Annotated in this window: 25 protein-coding genes and 1 pseudogene; 13 read left to right on the top strand and 13 right to left on the bottom strand. The window is 40.2% G+C overall.

The window, feature by feature from the left end:
* Window positions 1-11 precede the first annotated feature (11 nt).
* Complete coding sequence (locus tag FTV37_RS10065) at window positions 12-1,091, top strand: patatin-like phospholipase family protein (protein ID WP_180063764.1); 1,080 nt, start codon at window positions 12-14, stop codon at window positions 1,089-1,091.
* Window positions 1,092-1,163: 72 nt separating this feature from the next.
* Window positions 1,164-1,478 (top strand): hypothetical protein, encoded by a 315-nt coding sequence (locus FTV37_RS10060; protein WP_078189807.1) that lies wholly within the window; start codon window positions 1,164-1,166, stop codon window positions 1,476-1,478.
* Window positions 1,479-1,548: 70 nt separating this feature from the next.
* Here FTV37_RS10060 and FTV37_RS10055 read toward each other — a convergent pair.
* The 4 genes and pseudogenes from FTV37_RS10055 to FTV37_RS10040 form a co-directional block, all read right to left on the bottom strand.
* Window positions 1,549-3,728 (bottom strand): annotated as a pseudogene (locus FTV37_RS10055) (SulP family inorganic anion transporter).
* A 234-nt stretch (window positions 3,729-3,962) separates the two neighbouring features.
* Window positions 3,963-4,409 (bottom strand): hypothetical protein, encoded by a 447-nt coding sequence (locus FTV37_RS10050; RefSeq protein ID WP_180063762.1) that lies wholly within the window; start codon window positions 4,407-4,409, stop codon window positions 3,963-3,965.
* Entirely contained in the window at window positions 4,348-5,274 is a 927-nt protein-coding gene (locus FTV37_RS10045) for a hypothetical protein (RefSeq protein WP_257224286.1), read from the bottom strand. Before FTV37_RS10045 ends, FTV37_RS10050 begins: the two co-directional genes overlap by 62 nt.
* A gap of 71 nt (window positions 5,275-5,345) precedes the next feature.
* Window positions 5,346-7,706: a Tex family protein gene (locus FTV37_RS10040; protein WP_180063758.1), complete on the bottom strand. Its 2,361-nt coding sequence runs from the start codon at window positions 7,704-7,706 to the stop codon at window positions 5,346-5,348.
* 335 nt (window positions 7,707-8,041) lie between these two features.
* Here FTV37_RS10040 and ompR point away from each other — a divergent pair, with 335 nt between their 5' ends.
* From ompR to FTV37_RS10015, 5 genes are all read left to right on the top strand, one after another.
* The gene (gene ompR, locus FTV37_RS10035; RefSeq protein WP_078189809.1) at window positions 8,042-8,806 is read left to right on the top strand and encodes a two-component system response regulator OmpR; all 765 of its coding nucleotides are present in this window, start codon (window positions 8,042-8,044) and stop codon (window positions 8,804-8,806) included.
* A gap of 246 nt (window positions 8,807-9,052) precedes the next feature.
* Entirely contained in the window at window positions 9,053-10,513 is a 1,461-nt protein-coding gene (locus FTV37_RS10030) for an ATP-binding protein (RefSeq protein ID WP_111885830.1), read from the top strand.
* Between the two features lie 206 nt (window positions 10,514-10,719).
* On the top strand, window positions 10,720-12,237 hold the full coding sequence (locus FTV37_RS10025; RefSeq protein WP_168378000.1) for an acetyl-CoA hydrolase/transferase family protein: 1,518 nt from the start codon (window positions 10,720-10,722) through the stop codon (window positions 12,235-12,237).
* Window positions 12,238-12,363: 126 nt separating this feature from the next.
* Window positions 12,364-12,783: a GNAT family acetyltransferase gene (locus FTV37_RS10020; RefSeq protein ID WP_168377983.1), complete on the top strand. Its 420-nt coding sequence runs from the start codon at window positions 12,364-12,366 to the stop codon at window positions 12,781-12,783.
* A gap of 148 nt (window positions 12,784-12,931) precedes the next feature.
* Window positions 12,932-13,618 (top strand): DsbA family protein, encoded by a 687-nt coding sequence (locus FTV37_RS10015; protein ID WP_111885832.1) that lies wholly within the window; start codon window positions 12,932-12,934, stop codon window positions 13,616-13,618.
* 77 nt (window positions 13,619-13,695) lie between these two features.
* Here FTV37_RS10015 and FTV37_RS10010 read toward each other — a convergent pair whose 3' ends face one another.
* Complete coding sequence (locus tag FTV37_RS10010) at window positions 13,696-13,896, bottom strand: dodecin family protein (protein ID WP_067761311.1); 201 nt, start codon at window positions 13,894-13,896, stop codon at window positions 13,696-13,698.
* 237 nt (window positions 13,897-14,133) lie between these two features.
* Between FTV37_RS10010 and FTV37_RS10005 the strand changes: the two genes are divergently transcribed.
* From FTV37_RS10005 to FTV37_RS09985, 5 genes are all read left to right on the top strand, one after another.
* Window positions 14,134-14,382 carry a glycine zipper domain-containing protein gene (locus FTV37_RS10005; RefSeq protein ID WP_218946142.1) on the top strand — a complete coding sequence of 83 codons (249 nt, stop codon included), beginning with the start codon at window positions 14,134-14,136 and terminating at the stop codon, window positions 14,380-14,382.
* A gap of 234 nt (window positions 14,383-14,616) precedes the next feature.
* The gene (locus FTV37_RS10000; RefSeq protein WP_111885834.1) at window positions 14,617-14,805 is read left to right on the top strand and encodes a hypothetical protein; all 189 of its coding nucleotides are present in this window, start codon (window positions 14,617-14,619) and stop codon (window positions 14,803-14,805) included.
* 351 nt (window positions 14,806-15,156) lie between these two features.
* Window positions 15,157-15,336: a hypothetical protein gene (locus FTV37_RS09995; RefSeq protein ID WP_078189814.1), complete on the top strand. Its 180-nt coding sequence runs from the start codon at window positions 15,157-15,159 to the stop codon at window positions 15,334-15,336.
* 11 nt (window positions 15,337-15,347) lie between these two features.
* Window positions 15,348-16,796 (top strand): hypothetical protein, encoded by a 1,449-nt coding sequence (locus tag FTV37_RS09990; protein WP_180063757.1) that lies wholly within the window; start codon window positions 15,348-15,350, stop codon window positions 16,794-16,796.
* 149 nt (window positions 16,797-16,945) lie between these two features.
* Window positions 16,946-18,055 (top strand): hypothetical protein, encoded by a 1,110-nt coding sequence (locus FTV37_RS09985; protein ID WP_373683572.1) that lies wholly within the window; start codon window positions 16,946-16,948, stop codon window positions 18,053-18,055.
* Between the two features lie 68 nt (window positions 18,056-18,123).
* Here the strand turns inward: FTV37_RS09985 and FTV37_RS09980 are convergent, their stop codons facing one another.
* The 6 genes from FTV37_RS09980 to FTV37_RS09955 form a co-directional block, all read right to left on the bottom strand.
* Entirely contained in the window at window positions 18,124-18,330 is a 207-nt protein-coding gene (locus FTV37_RS09980; RefSeq protein ID WP_180063753.1) for a hypothetical protein, read from the bottom strand.
* A gap of 154 nt (window positions 18,331-18,484) precedes the next feature.
* Entirely contained in the window at window positions 18,485-20,404 is a 1,920-nt protein-coding gene (gene htpG, locus FTV37_RS09975) for a molecular chaperone HtpG (protein WP_180063751.1), read from the bottom strand.
* 117 nt (window positions 20,405-20,521) lie between these two features.
* Complete coding sequence (locus FTV37_RS09970; protein ID WP_078189819.1) at window positions 20,522-20,869, bottom strand: lysozyme inhibitor LprI family protein; 348 nt, start codon at window positions 20,867-20,869, stop codon at window positions 20,522-20,524.
* 156 nt (window positions 20,870-21,025) lie between these two features.
* On the bottom strand, window positions 21,026-21,637 hold the full coding sequence (locus tag FTV37_RS09965; protein WP_111885838.1) for an OmpW family protein: 612 nt from the start codon (window positions 21,635-21,637) through the stop codon (window positions 21,026-21,028).
* 307 nt (window positions 21,638-21,944) lie between these two features.
* A complete protein-coding gene (locus FTV37_RS09960; RefSeq protein ID WP_180007047.1) occupies window positions 21,945-23,312 on the bottom strand; it encodes a Na+/H+ antiporter family protein in 1,368 nt (455 codons plus the stop codon).
* Window positions 23,313-23,408: 96 nt separating this feature from the next.
* Window positions 23,409-24,284 (bottom strand): alpha/beta fold hydrolase, encoded by an 876-nt coding sequence (locus tag FTV37_RS09955; protein ID WP_180063749.1) that lies wholly within the window; start codon window positions 24,282-24,284, stop codon window positions 23,409-23,411.
* A 128-nt stretch (window positions 24,285-24,412) separates the two neighbouring features.
* Here FTV37_RS09955 and FTV37_RS09950 point away from each other — a divergent pair, with 128 nt between their 5' ends.
* Window positions 24,413-24,895, top strand: a complete 483-nt coding sequence (locus FTV37_RS09950; RefSeq protein ID WP_180007043.1) for a DUF4442 domain-containing protein — start codon at window positions 24,413-24,415, stop codon at window positions 24,893-24,895.
* Between the two features lie 50 nt (window positions 24,896-24,945).
* Here FTV37_RS09950 and FTV37_RS09945 read toward each other — a convergent pair whose 3' ends face one another.
* Together FTV37_RS09945 and FTV37_RS09940 are read right to left on the bottom strand one after the other, a co-directional pair.
* Window positions 24,946-25,302, bottom strand: a complete 357-nt coding sequence (locus FTV37_RS09945; RefSeq protein ID WP_078192840.1) for a DNA transfer protein p32 — start codon at window positions 25,300-25,302, stop codon at window positions 24,946-24,948.
* Between the two features lie 130 nt (window positions 25,303-25,432).
* Window positions 25,433-25,975: a hypothetical protein gene (locus tag FTV37_RS09940; RefSeq protein WP_180007039.1), complete on the bottom strand. Its 543-nt coding sequence runs from the start codon at window positions 25,973-25,975 to the stop codon at window positions 25,433-25,435.
* Window positions 25,976-26,079: the final 104 nt, after the last annotated feature.

Here is a 26,079-nt window from a genome sequence, read left to right as displayed (position 1 = left end):
AAGCGACTGCCATGACTCAAATTTTGCAAAAAAGACCGCCTGCGCTCAATATCCGTGCTGGCCATTTAGCCCGCCAACTGATTGAACAAGAGGGTTTAAACGCTGCTCAAGTGGATATCCTGCCCGGTGCTGCGGGTGGTCCGAAAGGCATTGGTATTCAAGGTTTAGATCAGGCGATTTTTGCTGACTTTTTGCCACGCGCGCAACAAAAGCGTACTTTAATTGGTTCATCGATTGGCAGTTGGCGCTTTGCCAGTATTGCTGCTGGGGGAGCCATTGAAGGGACGAAACGCCTCTCTGAGCTGTATACCAATCTGAGCTTTCATAAAAAGATGAGCCGTCAAGAAGTCAGCGATGTGTGTCGTGGCATGCTGATCGATTTGATTCAAGGTCAAGAAGCGGCACTGGTTAATCACCCGGATTATCACCTCACTGTGCTTTCAGTCAAAGCTCAGCATATTTTCCAAAGTGATAAAGCCCTGCCGCTGTTAGCCTCTGTCGCAGGGATCGTGGGCACGACAGCGCTCGCACGTAAACACAGTCGTTATTTCATGCAGCGTGTAATTAGTCAGCCTGTGTCAGGTCATCAATTTACCGTGGCGGATGATGGCTTTACCACGCATTACCATGCATTGACTCAAGACAGTGTCATGCCGTGGCTTATGGCTTCTGCATCTATTCCCGGTGTCATGGCCGCGATACGTGATATCCCTGATGCGCCACAAGGCAGTTACCGCGATGGCGGCCTGATTGACTATCATATTGACCTACCCTTCCAAAGTCAGGGCATCGTGCTGTATCCACATTTCACGGATAGCATCACCCCAGGTTGGTTTGATAAATTATTTAAACGCCAAGCCAATCCTGAAAATCAGGCGCGTACCCTGTTACTGTCGCCTTCACAAGAATACCTTGCAAGCTTGCCGCTTGGCCGACTGCCTGACCGTAAAGACTTTACCCTCAAAGGCTTAGACAACCAACAACGGATTAAAATGTGGAATCAATGTGTGGCTGAAAGTCAGCGTATGGGCGATGAGTTTTTGGAGTTGATTGAAAAGCAACATTTCCCAGCAGTCATGCAAGCACTCTAAGCGTTACAGTAATCTTTTGCGAGGGACGCTATAATCCTGTTTCAGAATTTTGAGCTTATTTAGTATAGATTTATGCGGATATTTTTAACTGTTTTGCAGTATGCCTGCATCGCTTTTGCACTTTTCCTCGTTTATCAAGTGTCAACCGCCTTGATCAGCGGCCAATACGATTTAATGGAAGTGGTGGCAGATGTCGGTACCATTTTAATTTGTATCGATTTGGCGGTGTTTTTATTTACCAGTAATGCAAAACAAGGCATTAGCATCGAAGACTATGCGAAACAATTGGAACAAAAGCCGTCAAAATTGGTATATGTCACCCGTAAATTGGGACATTTCGGTATTTTGCTGATCATTACCAGTTGGATTGTACCGATGATTCGCTAATGTATTTTAGTTCAATAAAAAGGATCATCATGTGTTCATGATGATCCTTTTTTATGTCATCGGATTTTATTTATCCGAAGAAATTAACCCGTCCAGTTTTTACATCATACACTGCACCAACAATCGCCACTTTACCTTCTTGCACCAACTGCTGTAGCACTTCACTATTTTGCAAAATATAGCGGATGTTGTAATGCACATTCATTTGCGTCACTTGCTCTAAAAATGCCGGACTCAGCGTTTGTGGTTGCATCAATTCTGCAACACGCGATACAGACTCATTGAGTGGCCCCAGCACATATTGAATATGTGGCATACGCGTCAGGCTCTGAATCGATTGACCAGCTAAATGCAACTGACAAGCACTGCTAACCGCACTACAGTCCGTATGACCAAGCACTACGATCACTTTGGCACCTTTGGCTTCGCAGGCAAATTCTAAAGAACCCAATACTTTTGCCCTGCGACATTCCCCGCTATGCGTAAACTAAATAAATCGCCAATTCCAACATCAAAGATCATTTCAGTCGGCGCACGAGAATCCATACAACCTAACACTGCCGCAATCGGATGCTGTCCTTCTTCTGCGGTCACCCGCAGTTGACGATAGATATCTCGTTGCAAACGCTCATTTTGTACAAACCGCTCATTGCCGGCTTTAAGCAAAGCGAGCACGGCCTCCGGAGTCAAACGTTGCTGTAAAGCTGCGGTACTGATATCTATATCTAATGCCGCCTCCTGCGCATCGGCATAGTGTGCCTTGAAACCAATCAACTGCACTTGCACTTTACGCTGTGCTGCCTTTTCCTGTTGGTACTCTTGAATAAGCTGGAAAATATCAGCATCCATATCACTCACATGTGTGGCATCAATCACCACTTGTTCGCCGCGATGGATATGTTCCAATGCAGATATTAATGCCGAACGGTTGAGAAAACTGACTTGTGAAGGCAATTCAATCCGTGTAATCACCCCATGTAAATGATGCTCTTTATACACCTTCAGTCCCTTATTAAAATTGGCATATAAAATAAAGGCCGCACTACTGGCTAAACCAATCAAGATTCCGAGCAATAAGTCTGTGAATAAAATCGCCAGTAAGGTAATGATAAAAGGAATAAATTGTTTCCAACCTTTTAAATACAACTGTTTAAACAATTTGGGATGTGTCAGTTTAAACCCTGTGAGGATTAAAATTGCGGCTAATGCTGAAAGCGGAATCATGTTCATCAAAGGCACTAAACACAGCACGGCAAACAAGAGTAATACGCCATGAAAGATCGCAGAACATTTACTTTTAGCTCCAGCACTGGCATTGACCGAACTACGAACAATTACTGACGTCAGCGGCATCCCGCCTATAGCGCCCGAAACAACATTACCGATACCTTGCGCCCATAGCTCTCGGTTGGGGGGTGACGAACGCTTATGCGGATCTAATTTATCTGCTGCTTCCAAATTCAATAAAGTTTCTAATGACGCCACAACCGCCAAAGTGATAGCCCCTGTGTAAATCAGAGGATTATTTAAAGCGGTCCAATCTGGAAAAATCATCACATTTTGTGGCTGATCCCAAAGATTTGGAAGTTGGATGAGGTTCGATGGATGAACTGCCAAAGGCGAACCACTAAGCACCAACACGGCATTGCACAGTGCAGCAAGAACGACAGCAACCAAGGCTGAAGGCAGAACCCACTTTTTGCATGGGCTCTGTTCCCAAAGCAACATCAGTACAAGGCTACCGATACCGATCAGAACGGCACCAATATCCCATTGCAAATCGAGCGGCTGTGACTGCCACAGCACAGACCATGAAAATTGGTTCAAGCCAAACAAATAAGGTATTTGACTCCCAATCAAGATCAGACCGATAGCTGCCAACAAACCCAATATGACATTGTTCGGAATAAAGTTGGCAAAGAAACCGAGCCGAAATATGCCAAATCCAATCTGTAAAATACCGGCAAAAACAATACACAATAAAAAGGCGGCATAGTTGCCGCCCAGTAATTCAAGCTGTACCAAAATGACTGCTGTTAAACCTGCTGCTGGCCCTGCAACACTGATATGTGAGCCACTCAATGCTCCGACTAAAATACCACCGACAATGCCGGAAATAATGCCAGAGAGAATCGGTGCGCCAGAAGCCAATGCAATGCCTAGACATAGTGGTAAAGCCACGAGAAATACCACTGTTCCAGATAAAAAGTCGTGAATATGAAATCGATGTCGTTCAATTTTAGATGTCATCATTTTACCGTTTATAATAAATATCAAATAATTAGATGTAAGTATGTAAAGCCTAAAGTTTGTGACCACTTTATGGCGTGACTTATATTGTCTGACAATCGAACGATTCTAAAGTGTGTTTTGATACGTGATTTGTGTGATTTTTACACTTTATTGCGAAGTTTAAGATTCAGCTCATTTATCTTTGATAGGCCTTAAAAGAAATAAAAAAACCTCCCATTTGGGAGGTTTTTTTTAAGGTTTCCTTAAAATTTTCATGCCAGTCCACAAGCTAGATAGGGCTTGTACTAAACTAGCTATAAAGAAAAATATTACAATTCTTATCAACCATTTTGTGACTTCAATTTCACTAATAGTTGCTATCAACAAAACCGAAGTAATACATACTAAAATCAAGTATAAAATAGCTAAAAACCAACTACTCAAATAGTATGGCCCAAAATCTTGAAGATAGTCTTTTACAGCAATCTTTTCTAATCCATAAACAATAGTAGAAATTGTTGCTACAATTCCAAACATTGCTATAGAATATGCAAGCAAAGCAATGCCTAAATCCTTCTTATTAATATAAAAAGAAAAAATAAAATAGTTTTTTAGGACACAGTAATATAATGCTTGGCTAGCCACTCCAATGATTAAGGGAATTGAATTCAATAAGAGGATGATTGACCAATTTTTCATAATTTAACCCCTTATAATCCCTTATTCTTTCTTGAATAACAGAATTGGTTCCTAAAGTAGCTTTCATATGCTCAGCAATAGATGTATCTGATTCAGCCTCACAACCTTCTGATAACATGCCATCTTTTGAATAATAAAAATTTGTTAATTGGTCCTCTAAATGAGCCTTAGCACGTAAAGTTACTTTTTCTAGTTCATTATCGGGTACTTGATTTATTGATTTAAGAACTGTTTTGTTAATTGCTTTACCTCTTTTAGGTTTTATAATTACTTCTAAACCAGCAATATCCTCAAAATCAATCGCTTTACCCTCCCCATTAAAAGCATTTAATACATTTTGAACAAAAGGCCCATATGCTACTTGAAATGAAGTTCTACCAATAAAATCAAGATTCGCAACCTGCGCTTTGGTTATTTGTGTTTTAACTGGAATTAATTTAAAAGACAAATCCCTGATCTTCATTCCCTTAAGTAACTGTTCAACATAAAAAGCATATGCTGTGGAGGTCGGTGATAAAACTCTAGATGCAAACGCAAATATTGAAAATTTATCATTCATATAAATATATGAAGCAAATCCCATACTTTCATTAGCTGCCAATTTGCTTGTTAAATCCGCAGCAGATAAACCACTTCTATTATCTTCAACTGCCTTTACAATTTCCTGATTCTTCGTTTGAACAAATAAATAGAAATTCTTATTCAATTTAATTAAGTATAGTTTTTCATCATTGTAAGTAATTCCAGTAACATAACTCTTTGCTTTTTTATTCGTACTATTTTCAATGATCTGAGAAATATTAAAGTCAAAAGATTGTAAGTTATTTACATCTTGAAAATTATACATGTAATAGTTTATTCGCATTTATCCCCAAAAAAATAAAAGAGCCTTAAGGCTCTTTTAATTTAGATTAAATTTTAAGCAAATTCAACAATTTACTTCGAACCTTTAATCCCTGCTTGTAATAACAACGCACCTAAACCACCAATTTTATTTTCTTGTGGTTTCGCTGCTTGAGATTTTTTATGACCTTGTGGGCGGTCGCCTTGCGGACGGGCATGCTGTGGACGTTTCGCATGTGGCTTACGCTCACCACGTTGTTCTTGCTGGGCATTGTCACGACGTGGTTGACGTTGTGGTTTCGCTGCAGCAGCACCTTCTGCACGCATAGACAAGTTGACACGGTTACGTTCAACATCGACATTCAAGACACGAACTTGAACAATTTGACCTGGTTTCACGACTTTGTGCGGATCTGCAACAAATTCATTTGCAAGTTCAGAAATATGCACTAAACCGTCTTGGTGTACACCCACATCCACGAATGCACCGAAGTTGGTTACATTCGTAACCACACCTTCAAGCTGTAAACCTTCAGTCAACTGCGCCACTTCTGTGATGTCTTCACGGAATTTAGCCGTGCGGAACTCTGGACGTGGGTCACGGCCTGGTTTTTCAAGTTCAGATAAAACGTCTTGAATTGTCGGTAAACCAAATTGGTCATTTACAAATGCTGCTGCATCGATCTGACGGATAATTTCAGTATTACCAATAATATCTTTTACAGTCGTCGCTTTTGCTTCCACAATTTTTGCCACCAAGTCATATGACTCTGGGTGAACTGCAGATGCATCCAATGGTTCAGAACCATCTTGAATACGTAAGAAACCTGCTGCTTGTTCAAAGGTACGTTCGCCTAAACGAGGTACTTTCTTCAAACTTTGACGGTTATCAAAACGACCATTTTCTTTGCGGAATTCAACGATTTGCTGTGCAATCGATTTATTTAGACCCGCGATATAACCCAAAATAGCAGATGATGCTGTGTTGACATCAACACCTACTGAGTTCACACAGTCTTCCACAACCGCTTCTAGCGTTTTTGCCAAACCGGTTTGGTTCACATCATGTTGGTATTGACCCACACCAATCGATTTAGGATCAATCTTCACAAGTTCAGCCAATGGATCTTGTAAACGACGTGCAATCGATACAGCACCGCGGATCGATACATCTAAATCTGGCAATTCATTTGACGCCAATTCAGATGCTGAGTAAACCGACGCGCCTGCTTCAGATACCGACACACGAATCAAGTTCAAGTCTGTATTTGCTGCCATCATTTCAGCTACAACAGCTTCAGTTTCACGGCTTGCAGTACCGTTACCAATGGCAATCAGTTCAACATTAAACTCACGGCATAGACGTGCAAGTTCAGCCACTGATCCAGCTTTGTCTTCTTTCGGAGCAAATGGGTAAATCGTGCTATGTGCAAGGACATCACCTGATGCATTCACAACAGCCAATTTCACACCCGTACGGATGCCTGGGTCTACACCCAATGTGCAACGTGCGCCTGCAGGAGCAGAAAGTAATAAATGACGTAGGTTTTCAGCAAAGACATCCATCGCTTCAGCTTCAGCAGCCAAACGTTTTTCAGTCAATAATGAATGTTCAATCGCAGGACGAACTTTACCGAGCCAGAACAATTTTGCAGTTTGTTTTAAGAAATCTGCACGCGCTTGTGGTTGTGCTGTTTCTAAATTGTATTCAGTATCAATACGAGCCAATGGTGCATCATCTTCACCATCGACTTTTAAGCCCAAGACATTTTCTTGACGGCCACGGAGCATCGCCAATAAACGGTGTGAAGGGACTTTATTTAAGCTTTCAGAGAAATCAAAGTAATCACGGAATTTTTTACCGACTTCTTTTTTCTCATCGCTTGCAACTAAACTTTTCAACACTGCAGTTTTCGCAAATGTCGCTTTTAGCTCAGTGGTTAATGCAATATTTTGTGCCCATTCATCAATTAAAATGTGTTGAATCGCATCAAGTTGACTTTCAACATCTGCATAATCTTCATGGCTAAAGCCTGCCAAAGCTTCCGTAGGATCGATCGCTTCATTAAAGATTTTTTCAGCGATTGGGCCTAAACCCGCTTCTTTGGCTTTAAATGATTTACTGGTACGTTTTGGACGGTACGGTGCGTAAATCTCTTCTAAAGCATTTTTCGTTTCTGCTGCATTCACGCGAGCAAGTAAGTCATCAGATAACTTGTTTTGTTCTTTTAGAGATTCGATTACCTTTTCACGGCGCTCAAATAAATCACGCAGGTAAGTCAGACGTGTATCGAGCTGACGTAATTGAGTATCGTCCAGACCTTGCGTCACTTCTTTACGGTAACGTGCGATAAATGGAACACTGGCACCTTCATCAATGAGCTTGATGGCAGCTTCAATTTGATTTGGACGTACGGCAATTTCTTTTGCCAACTGCTGAACTAAGTCAGTCATCGTATTAGATCCCTGCAAGGATAAGTTCTAAAAGCCATGATTATAAAGACCAAGACCATAAAATCCACAATTGTTTTTATAAATTTATTCGTGGTTTTTAATGCCAGTTCATCTCAAATACACATTTTTTTACGAAACTGACTATGAAACAGCAAATTAGCGAGACTTAGATAAGCAAACTGATTCGAACAACATGTATACATTTGGTATCTATGTCTTGATTTTAACTGCAATATTTGTTGCTTTAGAGCATAGTAAATTTATATAAATGAATCGTATACTCAAGTGAAATCGACTTTTTGTTTACGATGACAATAAAGAATAAGGAGCACGTCATGAGTTTAGTTGTACCTGCTGAAAAAACAGATGCCGTACAAGCCGAAACCGACCGAGTCGAACGCATTCTGGTTGTCGATGATGATGTGCGTCTACGCACCCTCTTACAACGCTTCCTAGAAGATAAAGGTTTTGTGGTCAAAACCGCACATGATGCGACTCAGATGGATCGTCTGTTGCAGCGGGAACTCTTTTCCCTGATTGTGCTCGACTTTATGTTACCTGTTGAAGATGGCTTGAGTATTTGTCGCCGTCTGCGCCAATCTAGCATCGATACCCCAATCATTATGCTGACCGCTCGTGGTAGTGATTCAGACCGTATTGCTGGACTTGAAGCCGGTGCAGATGACTATTTACCAAAACCATTCAACCCGAATGAGCTTTTGGCACGTATTCGTGCCGTATTACGTCGTCAAGTGCGTGAAGTTCCGGGCGCACCAAGCCAACAAATGGAAGTGGTGTCTTTTGGTCCGTGGTCACTCGACCTGTCTACTCGTACATTAACCCGTGAAGGTCAAGTCGTCACATTAACAACGGGTGAATTTGCCGTACTTAAAGCATTAGTTCAACATCCTCGTGAACCACTGACACGCGACAAGTTAATGAATCTTGCTCGTGGTCGTGAATGGGGTGCTATGGAGCGTTCAATTGACGTTCAGGTTTCTCGCCTGCGTCGTTTGGTTGAAGAAAACCCAGCACGTGCGCGCTATATTCAAACCGTTTGGGGCGTAGGTTATGTCTTTGTTCCAGATGGTGCTGAATAAGCCATAAAATAAGACCTGAGAATCGAGTCACCGTACCTCATGTCCGGAAATGCCATTCGCTGCTGTCCGAGCCACTTGAAATTGAATGAATAAAAGTAATGTGCGCGAGTTCAGCGAATGGCAAAAATTTTGGTTACTTTTTTAAAAAGTAACATAACGAACTCCTCCCAAAGAACGTTCCAGCAGTAAGATTCCATCGCAAAGAATAAAAACTGCCTTTCAAAAAATTTGCTTAAAGGATTCTGCGTGAAACTCGAACCCATCGACCCACAGGAATTTACCGACTACGTTACCTACTCCGAAAAAAAACGGACACCTTGGGAACGCTTCCTCGATAAAATCAAACCCCGCTCTGCAGCCATGCGTACCACCGTATTGGTCTTATTTGTGGTGTTTTTTAGCCTGTTTATGTCCTTATGGTTCTTTTGGCGCACACTCTATTTACCCGAAATTCAACAACATGCTCGTTACCTCGCGGTCGAGCTTGAAATCATTAACAATCCTGATTTACGGATTTTTCATAACAATGCCGAAGTGGATGTCGACGACTGGATGCGCAACCGTGTCGGGATCGAATATGTGACCGATCCGAAAGAATTCCCCAATGTCAAAGACAAAGTCATTGCAGAGTTCTTTACCAATCAAATTGAAAAGAAACTGGCCAAAGAAATGCGCATTGATAATGCGACCGTGTATTTCCAATTTAAACCTGACCCACGCATCTGGATTCAAACTCCAGAAATGAATGGCAACTGGGTTCGCGAGCCTTTAAAAACCTATGCCAACTATAGCGCAGAGCTGATTTTAGGCTGGTTATTGGGTATTCCGCTGATTGCTGGCATCATTATCTTAACCTTGGTTCGTCAGCTCAACCGTCCACTAAAACGTTTACAAGATGCGGCAAACAACTATAGTAAACACGGCACTGCACCTTATTTAGAAACCAACCATGGGCCACAAGAAATCCGTGAAGTAAACCAAGCCTTTAACCACATGGTCTACACGCTGGAACAAACTGAACGTGATCGCCGCATCATGTTGGCCGGTATTTCCCACGATTTGCGTACTCCGCTGACCCGTATTCGACTCAGCGCAGAAATGATGCCTGATGATGACTTCCTAAAAGAAGGTCTGATTTACGATGTTGAAGATATGGATGCAATTCTGAATCAGTTCATTTCGTATATGCGAGATGGCTCTGATGAGGTTCCGCAAGATACTGATTTAAATGCGCTATTGCAGGAATTAGTGATTCAATTTAAACCTTTAGATATTCGCTTTGAACCTCAAGACTTACCGATTATTCAAGCACGTAGCCTGTCCTTAAAACGATTAATAGGCAACTTAATCAATAACTCAAAACGCTATGGTGCCGAGCCGATTGAACTGTCTACCGAATATGAAGGTGACCATATTCAAATTCGCGTTGCCGATAATGGCGAAGGGATTCCTGAAGACCAAATTGAAGACCTGATGCAACCTTTTGTACGTGGTAATGATGCACGTACCATTCAAGGCAGTGGACTCGGTTTAGCCATTGTAAAACGTATTGTGGATATTCACGAAGGTCAACTTTCAATTCACAATCGAGCAGAAGGTGGACTCGAAGCGATCATTTCTTTACCACTGCAAAAACTCGAAAATGATGAAATATTAAACAACAGCCCATTGGAAAAAATTAAGCAAAGTTTAACTGAACGCTTTTAACAAGCGTTCAAAAAAGCAACGAACAGTTTTGTTTAAGCTTTAACCATTGATATTTTTAACTTTATTATTCAGTAGTTTAAAAAACATAATAAAATCTTATACCCACATTTTTTCAAAAAATTAGACCTTAGCCTAACAGGTATGCAAAATGGCTTTTTTGATCGGTACAATCCGTATCAGTTTTGAGAATTTCACGAGAGTATATGATGTCTTTAGATCGCATCCGTTTAGCTGCCCTTCACGACAAAGTTATCAGCGCAGAAAAAGCTGCTGAATTCATTCAGGATGGTATGACGGTAGGTATGAGTGGTTTCACACGCGCAGGTGAAGCGAAAGCTGTACCTTTAGCGTTGGTTCAACAGGCTCATGCTAATCCTCTTAAAATTACCCTAATTACTGGCGCGAGCTTGGGTAACGATTTGGACAAAAAATTGACTGAAGCAGGTGTTCTTGCTCGTCGTTTACCGTTCCAAGTAGACAATACATTACGTAAAGCCATCAACAAAGGCGAAGTGATGTTCATCGATCAGCATTTGTCTGAAACAGTTGAACAAATGCGTAACCTTCAGCTTAAAAAGCCTGATGTGGCAATTATTGAAGCTGTTGCGATCACTGAAGATGGTGGCATCATCCCTACAACTTCTGTAGGTAACTCTGCAAGCTTTGCAATTTTTGCTGAAAAAGTGATTGTTGAAATCAACACCAACTTAAGCCCAGCATTCGAAGGCTTACACGATATTTATATCCCAACATATCGTCCAACACGTCAAGCGATTCCATTGACTCATGTTGACGAACGTATTGGTACACATGCAATCAACATCGATCCTTCAAAAATCGTAGGTATCGTATTTAACAACGAATTGCATGACTCTCCATCTACAGTGACTGCACCTGATGATGAAACTCAAGGTATTGCAAACCACCTGATCGCTTTCTTTGAAAAAGAAGTAGAAGAAGGTCGTTTACCGAAAAACCTAGGTCCATTACAAGCAGGTATCGGTTCGATTGCAAACGCAGTATTGACTGGTCTTAAAGATTCTAACTTTGAAGACTTGATCATGTACTCTGAAGTACTTCAAGACTGTACATTTGAATTGATCGACGCAGGCAAAATGAAATTTGCTTCAGGTTCTTCTATTACACTTTCTGCTAAATATGGCGAAAAAGTATTTAATAACCTTGAACAATACAAAGACAAACTTGTATTACGTCCACAAGAAATTTCGAACCATCCAGAACTGGTACGTCGTTTAGGTATTATCGGTATCAACACTGCACTTGAGTTTGATATCTACGGTAACGTGAACTCAACTCACGTTTGCGGTACAAAAATGATGAACGGTATTGGTGGTTCAGGTGACTTCGCACGTAATGCACACTTGGCGATCTTCGTGACTAAATCAATTGCAAAAGGCGGCGACATTTCTTCTGTTGTTCCATTTGCTTCTCACATTGACCATGCTGAACACGACGTTGACATCTTAGTTACTGAACAAGGTCTTGCTGACTTACGTGGTCTTGCTCCACGTGAACGTGCTCGTGCAGTAATCGACAACTGTGCTCACCCTATGTACCGTGATGCGCTAAATGATTACTTCGACCGTGCATGTGCGAAAGGTGGTCAAACACCTCACCTTCTACGTGAAGCATTGTCTTGGCACATCAACTTCGAAGAGAACGGCCACATGTTAGCTGCTCAACCTGAAGTGAAAACTGCTTAATTGACAGTGAAATGAAAAACGCTCTTCGGAGCGTTTTTTTATGGCTTTTATTTTTCAATATGACTTATCAAGTCTGCAAAACTCGACTAATCTAAATTGGTCAAAATACATGCTAAAACAAAAATTATGTTTATTATCCGCCCCTATCTTGAATCTGATTTAGATGAAGTGATTGCACTTTGGGAACTGTGTGATCTGACCCGTCCATGGAATAACCCTGAAATTGATATATTTCGAAAATTGGCTCAACGTGACCAACTATTTTTATTGGCTGTCAAAGATGATCAATTAATCGCAACTGTCATGGGTGGCTATGATGGACACCGAGGCTGGGTCAATTATCTTGCCGTACATCCACATTTTCAGCGAAATGGCGTCGCTACCGCCCTCATTCAGCAATTAGAAAAACGCTTAATTGCTTTAGGTTGCCCCAAACTTCAATTACTGATTCGCCAAGACAACATTGACGTACAAAATTTTTATGAACAATTGGGCTATGAAGAGGTTGAGGTAATTTGTTTGGGTAAACGTTTAATCACAGATTAGATGTCCCGACAGATCATCGTTCAAGCGTTGTAATCGCATCAAAAAATTCCACATTACGCCATCTCGACAAAAATGGTTTGCATTGCTTGGCTTTAAATTTTAGGATTTGCCCCCATCATTTTCCCAGAACATAGAAAAGAGATTTCCCATGCGTGTAGATATCTGGTCAGACGTGGTTTGCCCATTTTGTTATATTGCGAAAAAACGCCTTGAAGCTGCTGCCGAAGAATCGGGTGTAGAGCTTGAAGTGTTTTGGCATAGCTATCAACTTGATGCAGATGCGCCCGCTCGCCTAGAAATTTCTAATACTGAACGTCTAGCTCAAAAATATGGCCGCAGTATTGAAGAAGTAGAGGAAATGCAGCGCAATATTGCCGAAATGGCAAAAGCTGAAGGTATTGAATTTAACTGGCAAAAAGCCAATTCAGGCAATACTTTCAACGCGCACCGCTTGATTCATCTTGCACAAAGCAAAGGTCTCGGCAGTGAAGCCAAAGAAGCTTTCTTCTATAGCTATATGACGCAAGGCTTGGCCATTGGTGAACGTGAAACCTTAGAAGACGTTGCATCTCGTATTGGTCTAAACCCTGTTGAAGTCGATGATTTATTAGACTCAGATGAATTTGCCGATTTCGTCAAATACGATGAAGAAGTAGCACGCGATCAACTTAAAGTTACGGGTGTACCGTTCTTTGTGTTTGAGCAACGCATTGCTTTAGCAGGCGCTCAACCGAAAGATGTATTTAAAAAAGTGATGGACAAAGCTGCGGAACTTCCTGAGCTTGCTCCTACACCTGTGTGTAATGATGAAAGCTGTGAAACGCCTGAAAAATAATTCAGCGTGTTCAAACAAAAATCCCCGAACTTCGGGGATTTTTTTTGATCAGTTTTTAACATCAATAAAATTAAAACTTATTCAACCAAGAAGCTGATTTTTAAGTTCACTCGATATTCCGCAATTTTATTGTCTTTCACCACGACTTTCTGTTCATTAATCCATGCACCCTGAACGTTTTTCACGGTTTCAGTGACTTTATTAATTCCCGTTTGAATTGCATCTTCAAAACTTTTTGTGCTACTTGCATTTACTTCAACGACTTTAGCAACAGACATTGTATTTATCCTCATTGTTATGATTTTGAAACTTCATCATATGATTAAGTCGCTTATTTTGGTTATTTTTTAAACATCAAAACAGCAAAATATTACATGTCTTACACAGGAGTGAATTCCACTTCGAGGGATTACAAACTGACCATCATTTATTACATGCTTTCTGTTTAAGCAGTGGTCGCTTCCGATTAGGCTAAAAGCTTCATTCTTCTAACGATCATGCTCGGGAGTAATGTCATGACTATTGAACCTCAAGCAACTTCTGCTGAAACCGAACTATCTACCAATACAACCCCTCAAACAACCACCAACGAGTCCCAAACAGGGAAGAATAGCTTTCTCTCACGTTTTTCTCCGACCGTCAAAGGTGCTGCGATCGGAGCTGTTGCAGGCAGTATATTGCCTGTTTTTGGTACGATTAGTGGTGCCATTATTGGTGGTATCGCAGGCAAAGTCTATGAAAAGAAATGTGCCAAACATTCATAGATTTTTCATCTATATCTGAGTGATACGCCGCTGTCACTCAGCCACTAAAAACTCTAGAGCAATAACTCTAATAGACTGTTTTATATAAATATTAAATCCTACCATTTATCTTGTGTTGCCGAATCGATCATTTTTAATTGATTATTTTTTGATATTATTTTCACATAAATTCAAGTGATTAATTTTCTCCCTGACTCAATTTTTGAGTTACTAATGATTGATAGGAATACACAAATGAACGCAATCAAATATGCTATGGCTGTTGCTGTGATGGCGCTTTCTGCAACTGTTTCTGCACAAATCGTTTACGTACCAGATTTTCCAGTAAAAAAAGCTGTAACTGCTGAAACTGCCAATGCAGAGAGCCAAGCTCCAGCTGCTGATACAACTGAAGTTATCACAAACACAGAAAAAAAAGCTTAATTTTTAGCTGATTTTTCCATAAAAAAACCGATGGCTCCCACCATCGGTTTTTTATTTTATGTGCCTTTACTTTGGGCTTTATTCTTTACTTAACATTAAAAATGAACATCTAAAAGCGCTCAATCGCTGATGATGACTTCAAAAAAATTGATCCAACTATGCCGCGATAAAATTTGCAAAGCGTATCTTTAAGCTGATGATTTGGTATTATTTTTAAACAAAATGCGCATTAATTGTCATATTCAACACTTAATTTGTAGAAGCTGACATTTATTTCCATGTTTTTTTTAATGAAATCTCTATAATCAAATGAACTAATCGACTTCTTTATTTTTAAATTTACATTGTCCTATGCAAGAACTTCAGGCACTGATACAAGGAAAAATTTCACCGCAGGTCATCGATATTGAACGCCTGATTGAATTGGCCAATACATATCGAAACCCGAATTCGGCTGAATATAAATTAGTAGAACTTGCAACCAATATTGTATTGGCTAAATATTTAGAAAAAGCACAAAAAGTCCTTTAGGAAGCGGACAAATGAATTTACAAGAGAAAGTACAATTAATAAAAGAAATCCATGTACTGACCCATCAACTTGAACATCGTGCTTTAAGTTTTTATGAAACGGCGCTTTCTAAACGTCGGATTCATGAAATTTTTGCCTTATGCGATGAACCAATTTTTCAAAAGCAAATATTAAGTTATCGCGCATTAACTAAGCCACAAATGGCTGCAACTGAATTTTCCAAACAAACGCCATATTCATGGTTATTTCGTGGCTATTTTAACCATGATGCTGCACTTGAAAATGCTTTATATCAATATCCAGAGATGGGTTGGGCCTTGCTGCATGACCATGAATTAGGTTGGCAAGTGTGGATGATTCCAGCCAAACAGCGCACGGCTTTACTCAGTGAATGGGGCAATTTTAGCGAATGCTATGATTGGTTAATTGAACAACAACAGCTATATAAATGTTTAATCAGTGATACCGATCTACGTCTACATGCCTTACGCCTAAAGGATGAAATCATCACAGCGCCAAGCTGTGTTGCAGCAAGTGTGGACGACCTACTGCCAATTGAAGCGATAAATAAAGACGGATCTGTTGATCTAGATCATTGCGATAAGCAAATCAATAAAGCGGATACGTTGCTTGATAACTCAAATACAAATAAACCGGAGCTTTCTGCACCTGATACCGTTCCTCTTGTTCTAATTGAGCAGCCAACACATGCGCCATCGGAGGAACATCTCAACTCGACAATGGCAGGCGTTGAATTTCCTGAACAGGTTCAAATCGCTCAATATACCGCTCGCGTTCAAACGCTGCAAAACATCGATGCGCAATTGGCCTTGTATGAATTGCAGTTTATAGATCAGCCTGAACTCACAACGCAACTTGATGTTCTATTACATACAACAGATGGTACAGATTGGAAAAACCAGCCACTGTATTTAGCAGAGCAAATCAATACCGAAGGTCGCTTCATCAAATATCTCTTGTTGTTTGGTGCGCAAACGCAGATGGAAGCCATTCGACTCTCTCAGCTGTTTTGCCAACAACATCAACATGAACTTGCCGCGATTAAAGTCATATCATGGGACAGTCTAGAGCAACTCTGTGCTGCACCTGATCAGCTCTATCAACAGTCTCAGCATGCTGAAATGATTTGGTCGCAAAACGACTATTATCCATTTATCCCGGTACAGTTAGTTCATACGCAAAAATTCATTCATTTTGATGAACCTGAACCGACGCTACATACCCCGCTGTTATTATTACAAGAACGTCAAAAAATACGTTTAATCCACGGTCAAAAACGCATGGCACTCTTGCGTACTGAACAAGCCCTTCCCTATTTGATCCTCCATCGACAGCAAGGTTTAAATTGGCAAAGCATCCAAAATGTGATCCAACAATTGGCTCAACCCATTGATGTGATTTCGCTTTATCAAGCACTTAAGCAAATGACCGAAGATTAATTGCATTTATTTTGTAGTTTGGCTTGCATTTATCCGACAAAAATAACAAAACTACAGATGCAGGATACTCAGATGATAATTAAATAGAGCCAAAACATATGCATAAAAAACAACAGTACTTTATTCGGACTTTGCTTTTTTCCGCATCAATGAGCTTGATGTATCAAGTTGCTTGGGCCAATGAAACTGATGCTGTCGTCAATGAAACTGAGGGTGAACATTCGCAGGATGTGCCTGAAACTGACCAAAATTCATCGTATATCACGCCAAAGACCTATGATTTTTTAGATCAAATTCCACGTTGGATTGATGCAACACCGACCTTCTTACCTGAACAATCAGATCACCCCATTGTTCCGACAACAGAACAAACGGAAAATAATAGCTGGACCGATCGACAACAGAAGAAAGTCCGAAATTGGGCAGATCGAACGGCCGTTCGTATGGATAATTGGTTTGGGCAAAGTGAGCCAGAAAAGCCTGCCAATGCAACCCTACGGGTGATTTTAGACAACAGTTGGAATAAGCACGATGAATACGAAATTAAGCCACGTATTCGCGGTAAAATTAAGCTTCCCACTTTAGAAAAAAAATTGAGTGTGGTCTTTGGTGATGACTCACTTGATAATGAATTAGAAAATAATGCTGCAATTACCAATGAAAACCCTGCGGGGCGTAGTGATAAAAATTATGACAATAAGCAAACCCGTGAAGATAACAGTTCACTGGCTTTACGTTGGTCAGAAATTTCAGATCGACTGCCCTTCGAAACTGACGTTGATCTAGGTTTACGTTCTGGTGATGACCTATATGTCCGCTTAAAAGCAGCTAAAAAATGGCAACTCGACAATGATTACAGTTTTTTAGCCGAACAAATTTATCGTTATGGTATCGATAGTGAAAATTATCTAAGAACCAATTTAGAATTAACCCATGCTCGTCTAGGCCAACCCTTTATCTCAAACCAATTCAACCTGACCTATGCAGATGCACAGGATGATGATCTGAAATGGGATAACTTCAGTTACCGCCAACACCAATTTTTTAAAGGTAACCGATTCAACTACGGCCTATATACAGGTGGTTTTTACAATAACGATCAACTGCGTTTAAACAGTTGGGGACCCTATGTATCATGGCGACAGCCCTTTCTACGTGAATGGTTTTATATCCAAGGTGATCTCAACTACCTCAACAACCATCGTGACGATAAAAGCCACTTTGTGGCCGCTTTAGTGCGCCTTGAAGCCCTGTTTTAAAACCTCTTTAAACACAGCATATAAAAAAGCCCATCTCAACAGGATGGGCTTTTTTAAATAACTCAGGTTCAGTTTTTCTTAATCACACTCACACGATCATTTCGCATCACACGGCGACTATCTACAAAAGGATTGATATCGTATTGTGCGATCTGCTTTGAAACCTGCACACGGTCATTACGCACCATTTTTTGCTTAGCGCTATCTGCCTGAGCAGATTGCATGAGACCCATAGAGAGCAGCGAGCCCATTGCAGCGATCACTAAAATTTTCATCTTAAGATTCCCAACACTTAATGATCGTTATTATAGATTAATTATTTATTTTTAATTTATTTTAAAGATTAAAACATGGACGTTTTTATTCATGTGCTCTATCGAAAAACCAAATAAAAAAACCTCCCGAAGGAGGTTCATTTCATATCTACCGTTACTTCAGCAATAAGCTGTTAATCCGTTTGATGTATTGGGCAGGATCTTCGGGTAAACCGCCTTCAGCAATCAACGCCTGATCAAAAATAACATTTGCTAAGTCATCAAACTGCACCGAACTTTCTAATTTTTGTACCAACGGATGGGATGGATTGATTTCCAAGACTGGTTTTGACTCTGGAACCGCTTGTCCTGCTTGTTTCAGCATACGAACCAATTGCGGTGACAACTCACCCTCAGCAACCACCAAACACGCAGGAGAGTCCACTAAACGTGTTGTTACACGCACTTCAGAGGTCTTATCTTTTAACGCATCCGACAGTTTTTCAACAACAGGTTTAAACTGCTCAGCAGCTTCCTCAAGTGCTTTTTTCTCTTCAGCATCTTGTAGATCACCCAAATCAACTGCACCTTTCGATACATTCTGTAATGGTGTTCCATCAAACTCAAAAACAAATTCCATCGCCCACTCATCCACTCGTTCAGTCATGAGCAGCACTTCGATACCTTTTTTCTTGAACAATTCAAGTTGTGGTGAGTTTTTCGCTGCATTCAAACTATCAGCCGTAACATAATAAATGGCTTTTTGGCCTTCTTTCATATTGGCTTTATAGTCCGCCAATGACGTCACGACTTCATCGTTGCTGGCAGTAGCAAAACGTAATAATTTTAAAATACGCTCTCGGTTTGCCATATCTTCGCCTAAGCCTTCTTTTAAGACTGAACCAAACTCAGCGTAGAATTTTGCAAACTTCTCTTGATCAGCAACATCTTCAGATTTCGCCAAACCATCTAGCACCGTTAAAATACGGCGGGCGTTACCTTCACGAATCGTTTTAACGTCGCGACTTTCTTGTAATAATTCACGGCTTACATTAAGTGGTAAGTCTGCGCTATCAACCACACCTTGAACAAAACGTAAATAATTTGGAATCAAATTATCCGCATCATCCATGATAAATACACGTTTCACATAGAGCTTAATTCCTGCTTTAGCTTCACGTGTGAAAATATTGCTTGGTGCGCGAGATGGAATATAAAGTAACTGTGTATATTCCGTACTTCCCTCTACACGGTTGTGTGTCCATGCAAGCGGGGCTTCAAAATCATGGCTCAGGTTTTTATAAAACTCAGTATATTGTTCTTCACTGATCTCATTTTTATTACGCGTCCATAATGCACTTGCTGAGTTAATTGCTTCCCACTCATCCGTCAGTACATATTGACCAGGTTTTGCTTCTTCGCCTTCGGCAGCTTCCTCTTGTTGCCAAACTTCTTTCTGCATCTCAATTGGCAAACTAATATGATCAGAGTATTTATTAATAATCTGCTTAACTTTGTAACGATCTAAATAATCTAAAGCATCCTCGCGTAAATGCAAAATGATGTCGGTTCCACGTGAAGCCTTATCAATTGGCTCTACATCAAACTCACCTGTACCATTACTAACCCAACGTACCCCTTCAGCGGCATTTACCCCAGCACGACGTGATTCCACTGTAATTTTTTCAGCAACAATAAAACCTGAATAGAAGCCCACCCCAAATTGACCAATCAATTGTGCATCTGACTTTTGATCACCCGTAAGCTTCGACATAAAATCTTTAGTGCCAGACTTAGCAATCGTACCCAAATGATCAATCGCTTCTTGTTGTGTCATACCAATACCATTATCCGAAATGGTAATTGTCTTCTGCTCTTTATTTAAATGAATACGCACATGTAAATCTGGATCATTTTCATAATATTCAGGATGGTTAATGCCTTCAAAACGTAATTTATCGCAGGCATCAGATGCGTTTGATACCAACTCACGAAGGAAAATTTCAGGATTTGAATATAAAGAATGTGTTACTAAATGCAGTAACTGAGCCACTTCCGCTTGGAAGCTGTGTTTTTGAGATTGTTGTTCGCTCATCAGTCTCTCCGTTCATACTGAGTAAAATTATCAATTGCCTATATGAATGGAGGGACTTCACTATTTTTCAATAGTGTGAATGGAAAATTTTTATTCTGTCGCACTAAATTTTAAGGTTTAAAAAGGTCCTTGTTTATAAACGCGGTCCATGTAGAGATCCAGTTTTTGCTGCCGCATTTTATATACATCACTTAAACAACTGACATTGTCACGGCACTGATCGCGTAGTTGTAGCCATTTAATTTGTTGATCTTGAATTGCACCACGTGTCCCCATGGGAACCAAATGACGAATAATCGTATAGGTCGTGGCCATTTTGACATCGGCATCATTAATACTCCGGTTATCACAAACTGCATGTTCGGTAATGGTTTTCGCCTTTTTACAATCAAAACTTGCGGCATAACTTGTCGAAATAAAATAAGCACTGCCCAAGACCAGCATACCCTGAATAATTTTTTTCATCGTCTTTTCTCTTCTTCCAACTTGCTGATTTATTTCGACTCTAACAGTTCCACCTAAATTTTCTATTGCCTATTTGTTCAATTCGATCAACTGATGAATGGAGTATGCTGCATAAAAAACCCTGCCATTAGGCAGGGTTTTAAGATCAGCTACAGCTTAGAATTTGTAGCTATAACCAATTGTATACACCATAGGATCGATATCTAAATCAAAAGTTTCGACAACTGTTTGAACTTCAGGCTGGATTTGAGCATAACGTGCATCAAAGAATACGCCCCAGTTTTTAGCATCAGCTGGTTGGTAGTTAAAACCAACTTGGCCAGCAAAACCATAAGACTCTTTCACTTTAACCTTTGTGCCTTCTAGCACACCTGAACCATCTTCATCCCAAGCAACAAATGCTGTACCACCCACACCAATGTAAGGTGTAAAGCCAGTTGAATTTTTAAAGTTATATTTCGCAGTAATTGTTGGTGGAAGATGTTTCAATTTAACACCAGCAACTTTTGAACCCGCAGCTGTTACATCCACATCATGACTAATTGGTGTAGCTAATAGTAATTCAGCTGAAATGTTGTCATTAAAGAAATATTCTACAGACGGTGTAAATGCAAACTCATGATCTGCTTTTACATTTAAAGCACCATTAGCAATATCAGTATCTGCAGTTGGAGCAATTACAGAAGCACCAACTTTAACCTGCCATTGACCAGCCATCGCTGAAGCAGACATACCCAATAATGCAATAAGAGCAGCTTGTTTTAACATTTTAAAGCAACCTTCTAGAATGAATAATTAATATTAAACATTAGTATTAAAATTATGCAACATTATTATTTTATAAATTTTTACATTATTATATAAGTCATTATTAATTATATATATTTATTTTAATCATAGTGCAATGCTTGGTTTTATATTTTCACCGTTATAATTAATTTATTATTCATAATATACCAACCTTTTTAATCAGAATTAATAAAATGAATTATTTTAATCCAACCAAAATCCTCAGGATTAAATAACAAAAAAGGCGATTATATAATCGCCTTTTTTATTTATCTTTGAAAATTTTTTAGAGTACCATTGCGGCAATCCAACCAAAGATCATTAATGGAATATTGTAGTGAATGAAGGTCGGGACCACACTGTCTTTCATGTGGTCATGCTGACCATCCATATTAAGGCCTGATGTTGGGCCTAAAGTTGAGTCTGATGCCGGAGAACCTGCATCTCCTAAAGCTGCTGCTGTACCAATAATGGCAATCGTTGCCGCTGGGCTAAAACCAAATTGAATACAAAGTGGTACATAAATAATGGCCAAAATTGGGATTGTTGAGAATGAAGAACCAATACCTAAGGTAATTAATAGCCCTATCAATAGCATCCAAAATGCAGCTAAACCTCGGCTGTTTCCAATCCATTCAACCGAAGCTTGTACCAGTATTGGTACTTGATTCGTAGCCTCAATCACAGATGCAAAGCCCTGCGCAGAAATCATAATGAAACCAACCAGTGCCATCATGCGCATACCACTGATAATGACATCATCGGCTTCTTTCCACTTAAAAATACCTGCACAGCTTAAGATCGCAACACCAACCAGACCCGCCAAAATCATCGACTCAGATATGACTTGAACAGAAAGCGTAGCAACCACTGCAACCGCAGCCATAATCAAAGTAAATTTAGCGACTTGTGGTTTACCATTTTCATCTGCTTTTACATCAGATGAGATGGTGTGCTGTGATTCCTTAACCTGAACGTCAGCATACTCTCGTGGTTTACGGTAGCTATAAAAAACAGCAATTAATAAGCCAACAAACATCCCAAATACTGGAATTGCCATAGCAGTTGGAATTTGATCATAGCTGATGTTGAAACCGTATGGCTTACCAAAGGTATTGATGTTTTGACCTAAAATATCATTAAGGAAAATAGCACCAAAACCAAAAGGTACCAGCATATAAGTCGCCACAAGACCAAAAGTCAGAACACAAGCAATCAAACGACGGTCAAGTTTTAAATGATTAAATACGCTGAGTAATGGTGGAATTAATACTGGAATAAACGCAATGTGCACTGGAATCACGTTTTGTGAACATACGGCGGCTAAAGCGATAGTAGCGAAAATTACGTATTTCACGCGATTCTGGGCTTTCACATTACTGTTACCTTTGAGTTTAGTAATGAGTTGATAAGCCAGTAAATCTGGCAAACCTGAACGCGCAAGTGCCAAAGCAAATGCCCCCAACACGCCATAAGCAAGTGCGATTTGAGCACCGTTGCCTAAGCCACTATTAAACGCTTCGATGGTGCCATGAATACCAAGACCAGCTAACAAGCCACCTGTTACTGCACCAATGATCAGCGCAAATACAACAGGCACGCGTGCCAGCGACAGTCCAAACATGACTGTAATTGCGGCAAGAATAGCAAACATAAGAAAAAAGGGAGTCTGACAAAAAACCGTATTTTATCAGAATTTGCTCGCTATTTAGCCCCCTATCGATGAAACTGCCACTGTTGAACGATTTACTTAAAGCTGCTGTGATTGCGCAAATTGAGCGATGTAACTTGCAATTTTTTCGGGTTGGCTCAGCACGGCCCAATGATTTGCATTGACTTCAACCACGGATAAATTTTCCACCCATTTTGGCAATTCTTTAATATATTCTGGACTGACAAAAGTATCATATTTTAATACGATGGCTTGCACAGGACAGACCGCATGACGTTGTCTTGGCTGCGTTAAACGAGGAGTAAAATTAGCACGGTAAAGCGCGATACCATATTTACCGTCATGTTGAATATTATGATTTAACGGCAATTGTTGAGTTCGTTCTAAATCATTAACAATTTTCCCCCATCGCTCTGCATTCAAAAAATGCCAAGCGGCAGGTGCAAGAAATGGTAATTGGAATACTCCGATATACCATGACTTGCTCAACAATTTGAGTAATTTTTTTTGCTGATGTTTAAAGTTATCTCTTAATAAAAATGCAGCATGGTCTAAGCATGGCCCAGATATGGTTGAATAAGACAAAATTCGCGATCTAAACTTTGCTTCTGTGACCGACTCCCAAGATTGAATTGAACCCCAGTCATGCGCAGCTAAGTGAAAACTACGCTCGCCTAATACCGCTTGCGTCACACTATCCAAATCAAGTGAAAGTTGTTCTAAACGGTAATCTCGTACTTTACGGGGCACAGAGGACTGCCCTGCACCTCGCACGTCATAGGTCACAATATAAAATTCAGAACCAAGATGCTCAATAACCGGTTCCCATACTTCCTGATTATCAGGATAACCATGAACCAAAACCAATGCCGGCTTAGTTTCATCACCCCATGTCTTCACATAAAGCCGTTGTTGATCTGTGGTATTCACCCATTGCGTATTTAGTGGTTGCATTCTTCTTGTCCTTTTATCGATTCCATCGAATTGACGTTTTATTTGTGAACATGGGCAATGTGATCAATGCCACAGTTTTGAAACTCATTTAGTATGCAAAGTTCAGCATAAAAAAAAATTGACCCAGTATGAGCTTAATCCAGAAAATAATGACAATGCCTATTGTCTCTAAATTCTTACTCAATCATTATGCCCCTTATAAAGGTGCTGGCATTTCGATTGATAAAATTGATCTCGCCAATTATCACATTCGCGTCAAAATGCCATTAACTCGTAAAAATCAAAATATCGTCGGTGTACATTTTGGCGGGAGTCTTTATTCAATGGTTGACCCATTTTATATGTTGATTTTGATGCATCACCTGGGCTCACGTTATATCGTGTGGGACAAAGCCGCAAATATCCAATTTTTATCCCCCGGACGTGGAACGGTATACGCTGACATCCAGCTCGACCCAAATGAAATCAACCATATTAAAAACTTAGCAGATAACCACGCGCCTGTTCTACGGAACTATAGCTTAAATATTTTTGATGAAGCAGGCTTACGTATCGCTGAAGTTCAAAAAACTCTATACATTCGTCGCAAGCAACCCCGTCCACGCAAATAAAAAAGGCGCTTATCTTTAAGCGCCTTTTCATTCAAATTTATCGGATTAGATTAGCGATTTTGCTCAATTGCAGCACCTGCACCACCACCGATTGCACCGCCAATAGCAGCACCGGTATTACCACCAAAGATACTTTTACCGACTGCAGAACCAATCGCACCACCTACACCACTATATGTGGCATTTCGGTTTGAACCGTTTTGAGTTTTACTACCGACAGCTGCACCAGCGCCACCACCAACGGCTGCACCTACACCACCACCGACATTATTACCCACACCACCACCAATGGCACCACCTAAAGCTGCAGCACCAATACGCTGTTCATTGGGCGACATGCTTTCACAACCAGCAAGCATTAGGGTCGACATCATCGCGACTGCGCATACGCTCATTACTTTTTTCATTGTGATGTTCCTTGTCTTCTTCAATACCTATGATTCTAAAACCATTGTATGAAACAATTAAATATAGCTTGTTACGGCTTGGAGCATAAATGCTGCATTTTGTAAAAAACGACGCCTAATCGCTCACAAATCACTCAGGATTTTCATCCAAAATCATCAAATCTTTTGTGGTTTCACCATTTTCAGTCAGCACAGCATGAGAGAGTTTGGCTTTGCTTTCTGGATCTGTTGCCTGATCTAGTTTTAGCGTGCGTTTAATCGGGTCTTGCCCTTTCTTAAACTCTACACCTTCTGCATCAATATTGGTGTTTTGACGAATAATCTGACCGTCCTGCTTCACCGTAGTCTTGGTTTCAATTTTAGAGGTCGGGACGATGACACCACCACGCTGTAGTACAGGAATCGATAATTTCTTTTCAGAAAAATCACCTTGGTGATCAGAAAGTTCAATTTCACGTGCCACGATATCCTGACCTTTATTGGTCATTTCTAACACTGTTGCAGTCACTTGGCGTACAGGTTCTTGACCTGCAACACGGCGAATCACTTCTGTTTTTAGTACTGGAACTACAGCTTTATCTTCTACCACAATCGAATTGGGCATAGGTGCAGCAATCGCTGTCAATGAGCTGAATAATGCAGAAACTGCGAATAATTGCTGTGCGAATTTCATCAAAAGACCCCGTTATGTTTAAGTTTAAAAATCAAGAGATTTGTTATGTTCTATTTTTACTATAGGAAATAAATCAACATTAGGAAAGCTTTAATTTTCAATTC

The organism is Acinetobacter sp. YH16042 (assembly GCF_013417245.1).
Lineage (GTDB): Bacteria > Pseudomonadota > Gammaproteobacteria > Pseudomonadales > Moraxellaceae > Acinetobacter > Acinetobacter amyesii.
This window is presented reverse-complemented; position numbering and strand designations above follow the sequence as displayed.